General features: G+C 47.2%; 3 protein-coding genes. All 3 read left to right on the top strand.

All coding sequences use genetic code 11. From position 1 onward, the window contains the following. Positions 1–174 precede the first annotated feature (174 nt). Positions 175–2,226 (top strand): acyltransferase family protein, encoded by a 2,052-nt coding sequence (locus DU506_RS20470; RefSeq protein WP_114488695.1) that lies wholly within the window; start codon positions 175–177, stop codon positions 2,224–2,226. 524 nt (positions 2,227–2,750) lie between these two features. Further along, positions 2,751–3,713 (top strand): glycosyltransferase family 2 protein, encoded by a 963-nt coding sequence (locus tag DU506_RS20465; protein WP_114488694.1) that lies wholly within the window; start codon positions 2,751–2,753, stop codon positions 3,711–3,713. Positions 3,714–3,904: 191 nt separating this feature from the next. After that, positions 3,905–4,825: a glycosyltransferase family A protein gene (locus DU506_RS20460; RefSeq protein ID WP_114488693.1), complete on the top strand. Its 921-nt coding sequence runs from the start codon at positions 3,905–3,907 to the stop codon at positions 4,823–4,825. Positions 4,826–5,448 lie beyond the last annotated feature (623 nt).

The following is a 5,448-nucleotide window of genomic DNA, read 5'->3' as shown; positions in this document are numbered from 1 at the left end:
ACCCGAAACTGGGAGGTAACCGGTCCGGTGTCGCTCAACCCCGGGAAAGTGCAAGAAATCGAGCGTAATAAACAGGCTGCTTAAGCGCAGCTATTTGGACAACTGGGTTGAAAATCACCGGGATGATGCATGGTGGATTTCAGATTTTAAAGTGTTCTGATAAAGGTTCATATAATGAAACTATTGTATAGGTCAGAAGTCGATGGGCTCAGGGCAGTCGCCGTGATTCCAGTAGTTCTCTATCATGCAGGGTTCGAGTTTTTCAATGGTGGTTATGTCGGAGTCGATGTCTTCTTCGTCATCAGCGGGTATCTGATCACCAATATCATCTACAACGAAATGGTCAGCGGAAATTTTTCGCTTATCCGTTTCTACGAAAAGAGAGCAAGACGAATATTACCAGCACTCTTTTTTGTCACAATGATTTGCCTTCCCTTCGCCTGGATGTGGATGCTGCCGGATGACTTCAAGGAGTTGAGCCAGAGTATCATTGCCGTCAATACCTTCGTATCGAATATCTTCTTCTGGCAGCAGATCGATTATTTTGCCGGACCAGCAGAACTGAAGCCGCTACTGCATACCTGGAGCCTGGCTGTGGAAGAGCAGTTCTATGTCTTCTTCCCGCTGTTTCTCCTCTTCGTCAGGCGGTTGAGGAAAGAGCACTTCTTCCTGACCCTGTTGCTGGTATCCACTCTCAGCCTTGGTTTAGCGGAATGGGGATCCCGGACGCACCCGTCGGCTAATTTTTACTTGCTTCCCACTCGTGCCTGGGAGCTGCTGGCTGGGGCGATGATTGCCATTGCCTTGCATGGTCGCGAGCTGAGGCTCAGGAGTGTCATCCGCGACCTGGGCGCTTTCGTGGGCCTAGCGATGATCCTCTATTCGGTGGTGATGTTCGATGATGACACCCCTTTCCCCAGCTTGTGGACGCTGATTCCTGTCGTGGGGTCGAGCCTGGTGATCATGTTTGCCCGGAACGATACGTGGTCGGGCAGGTGGCTTGGCTGGAAGCCGATCGTGGGTATCGGCTTGATGAGTTATAGCATTTACCTATGGCATCAGCCAGTGTTCGTGTTCGCCAAGGAAAGGAGTCTTGTGGCGCTGTCGAGCCACGATTACCTAGTGCTGTGTGCCCTGACCCTGGTGTTATCCTATTTTTCCTGGCGTTTCGTTGAAAAACCTTTCAGGAACAAGGCCTTCATTAGCCGCAATCAAGTCTTCGCCGGAGCGGCAGGGGTGTCGGTTCTGCTGATCGGTCTCGGGCTTTATGGGGCTGTGTCGCAGGGGGTGCCGGGGAGACTGGATCCACGTGCGGTGCAACTCGCCAAGATGGTTGATGACCGGGATCCTAGGGTCCGTGAGTGCCAGGTGCTTCCGGGGCACTATGTGTCCCCCGAATCTTCATGCGTTTTCAATGGCGAGAAACCTCGCCTGTTGGCGCTCTGGGGTGATAGTCAGGCGGGTACGCTCGTGAGGAGCCTGGAACGAAGGCTGGAGATCCAAGGGCATGGCATCAAGCAGCTGGTGCATACCAACTGCTTGCCGATCGTGGGTTACAGAAGGAGTGATGGCATGGATGGGTGCACGCGATACAACGAAGAAGCCATTGATTTCCTTATCGATAACGAGGAGATTGAGATCGTTGTAATGTCGGCACGCTACCCTCTTCAGTTCGAGGGCAAGAGGTTCGACAATCGCGAGGGGGGGGTAGAACCTGGCCATGAGCTGTATGCGATACCCTTAAAGAATCCCATGGGTTATGACGACAGGGTAGAGGTCATGGGGCAGCTGATGCGTGACACCGTGCGCTCACTTCTTGAGGCGGGAAAGAAAGTGATGCTTGTCTATCCAATTCCCGAAGTAGGCTGGAATGTGCCGATTCACCTTGCCAAGGAAGTTATGTACGGCATCGAGAGGACGGAACCGCTGAGCACGAGCCATGACGTTTTTGTCGAAAGGGTGGCATCGACCTACCATCACTTCGATCAGTTGGAGGATCACAAGAACCTCGTAAGGTTCAAGCCGGAGTCGGTATTCTGTAATACTTTCATCCCCGACCGCTGTACTGCGGAGCTTGATGGAAAGCTGCTTTATTACGACAGTTTTCACTTGAATAATCTCGGTTCCGAGATTCTCGTTGGTCATTTGTTGAATGAGATGGCCGTGGCGGGTTGGGTAGATACCCATCATGAATTACTGGTTGCGAAGAAAAAGCATGCGGACTGACTTTCGGTCAGAGGCTGGGTACCTGTCTGTTACCAAGCGACTGAATGAGCTCGACTCTGGCGAGCTCATTCAGTTTCATACTTATTTGATTAACATTACTCATGCGTGAAGATCAGTTCCTTGCCTTTTTATCACCACCATAGAATGCCCTTTCTAGCACTTAGGAAGAGAGAAAAATACTGGTATGAATATTTTGTAACTATGTAAACTGAATGTATCCATTAGTTTCATTCAATCATAAGGTATCCAGCAATTTCAGGAATCGCTTCTTACATCTCGACGCGAAGGCTAAGGCGTTGGATGAATGGCTCATCGCTTGGTGCTGACCGATGCGGCAACGACAACCAGAACGGCCAGCGCCTCGGACACATGCCTACGCATGCCGAGGCGGTAGCTTGTCTGGAATCATTTTGGGAAGGACTCGATCTTGGCACTTAATATTCGTGCGTACCGAGACCCTGTTTTGATGTGGTACTCAACGGGCGGCTGAGTTCTTTCAAGGACACATCTTGGCAGGAGGCACTATGGGCAAGGTAATCGCGGTGGTACTCACTTACAATCGGCAGGATTTACTCCAGCAATGTCTAGATGCAATTTATTCACAAACATACTCTTGTGATCAGGTGGTTGTAATTGACAATGCCAGCGACGATGGTACGCAAAAGATGCTGAGTGGATTGAACTATCCTAATCTTAAAGTGTACTTGCTTTCGTATAATGTAGGTGCTGCTGGTGGGTTCAATGCCGGGTTTCGAATTGCTTATCAGGAAGGTGCCGATTATGTCTGGATGATGGATGATGATGTCATTCCGGAGCCGTGTGCCCTGCAAAGGCTGACTGAAGCAGACAGTACGCTCGATAAAAATGGTATTGATAGAGCATATCTGATTTCTACTGCCTTCACGGAAAATGGTTATGTAACCAACTCGCCGTCCATCAACGAAACAAAGAATCATATTGGTTACAAGGATTGGCCAAAGTTTGTTCAGTATGGTGTGGTCGCCGTCGGTCGTGCAACTTTTGTATCCATTCTTATCCCTCGAGGTACCCTGGAAAAGTATGGTTTACCTATTTCCGACATGTTTATCTGGGGTGAAGATACTGAGTATACATTAAGAATAACAAAAGATGTTCCCGGGTTTGTTGTCGGCGCCAGCAGGGTGATGCATTTACGACAAGAGAAAGGGGTGCTGAATATAGCTTCTGAAAGCAGTGAAGCACGCCTTAAATATTATAGATATTTGATAAGGAATAGAATATTTGTTACCAGGAAATATCGCCCAATTCGTATGCTACTAATGATCATGTATTTAGATTTATATATGATATTAAAGCTTTTGCGCAAAGGTCGATTAAAGAAAGCCAGTATCGTTACAATAGGGTTGGTCGAAGGTTTCTTGTTTTCACCGGCTGTTGAGTACATGGATTCTCCGGTCGAAAGCCAATATGTGCCATTAGGTATTTATAAGTGTGTTGCTCGGGAATAAATAATAATGCTGTTTATGATTGGTCGCTATCGTGGTGCACAAGCCGGCAAGGCGAGCAAGTCGATGTTTATTAGATATTGATTTCATTCTGATTATATTTATATGAACGTATGAATTTTATAATTTTATAATTTTATAATTTTATGATTTTATTTTTAAGTTAAATTTAATCGAATGGATAAGGTGGAATCATGCATTTTTTTTCGGTGATAATTCCAGTACATAACAAGGTCTCAACTGTGTTGGATTCGCTCTCGTGTCTATATAATCAGACCTTGAAAAATTTTGAGATCATTGTTGTCGATGATGCATCAACGGATGGATCTCTTCAGCTCTTGTTGCAAGAAGAGCGCAAGGGAAAACTGCGATTATATCAGCGTGATAAACCGGGTCCTGGCGGCTACGCTGCGCGTAATTATGGTGCACAGCAGGCAACATCCAAATGGTTGGTCTTTTTTGATGCTGATGATTTGCTTGTTTACGATCATCTTTCTAGATTTGCTGATGCCATTTCGGAAAACCCATCCATTGAACTTTTTGTCAATGCCTTTCAGAAGATGAAGGGTAATAGATTAGTCCCACGCAGTGACTCCTTGAAAAGCGGTGTCCTGAGCCGTCAGGAAGCTCTAGCAGCGTTTTCTCGTTCTGATTTTATTCACATGAATGGCGCATGCATACATCGTGATAGGTTCATGGACCTGGGAGGGTTTCCTGCTGGGAGGTATCAGCGTGCCGGGGATGTATATTTTTGGTTGAAAGCGATATGCAGTCTCAAGATGGTTCACTACGACCCCACGGTTACGAATATGTGGTTGCTTCATAATAGCGGTGTTGTAAGCGACAAGAGTAATGTGGTTCATATTCATCCTTGTCTTGATTTGAAGAAGGAGTGTGAGGTCGGCCTCACTTGGCTTGAAAAGCATTATTTAAGAGCTGCAATAAATCGTAAGATACTTGCATGGGCAGTGGAGAAGAAGATACTTGGAAAGTCGATTAAGAAGGATATGTATTCATTAATGCTATTCAGTATGCGCCCTCGCCAGTGGCTGACATTGGCGTCTCTGACAATACCTCAGCCCTACTATGAAAGGTTGCGGGATAGGGTGTTATAAGAGTTATTTTCAAAATGCTTGAAATAGCTCGCCACTATTCCCAATACTATCGTTATGGTTAAAAAGAACGTACCTTATGAGATTTAGTAAATCGTCAAACCGTTGCCGCCACCAGAGCCGCCAAGCCCAACAACGGCAGACCGCGAGTTTCCAACCATGCTGTCTTGACGGGAGTCCTGTTCGTTCTGAAGTACGGGACTCCTCGATAGATGCTACCCCATGAGATGGGATGTGATTCCGGCATCACTTGCTGGTGACGGCTCCGCAACTGGCATGAGGTTGTGTCTGGGAGGCGTTCGACCAAGCCTTGTTGGAAAACTTCCAGGAGCCGGATCGGCTGGATTGGGATCGTGCCTGTTTATTTCTATCGATTTTACCAAGCTGATATGTAATGACGGGGTGTGTCCAGCCTATTTCGATGAAAGGTTGATGTGGTCGGACACTCATCATCTGTCCCGAACTTATCTGGAATACATTACCCCCAGCCTGAAACGTTCACTTGAGCCCGGGTTATTCACGACGCAGGCCTGAAAACGAAGATAGCGAATGGTAACCTCTATAAAAATCAGTACGTTCCGGCAAGAACCTGATGCAAGAGGACCATTCGCTATGGGTGAAAGATT

The organism is Vreelandella rituensis (assembly GCF_003336665.1).
GTDB classification, from domain to species: Bacteria; Pseudomonadota; Gammaproteobacteria; order Pseudomonadales; family Halomonadaceae; genus Vreelandella; species Vreelandella rituensis.
This window is presented reverse-complemented; position numbering and strand designations above follow the sequence as displayed.

Coding starts and splice junctions, on each gene's coding strand:
- DU506_RS20465 (WP_114488694.1), top strand. CDS start 2,751: ATGGGCAAGGTAATCGCGGTGGTACTCACTTACAATCGGCAGGATTTA.
- DU506_RS20460 (WP_114488693.1), top strand. CDS start 3,905: ATGCATTTTTTTTCGGTGATAATTCCAGTACATAACAAGGTCTCAACT.
- DU506_RS20470 (WP_114488695.1), top strand. CDS start 175: ATGAAACTATTGTATAGGTCAGAAGTCGATGGGCTCAGGGCAGTCGCC.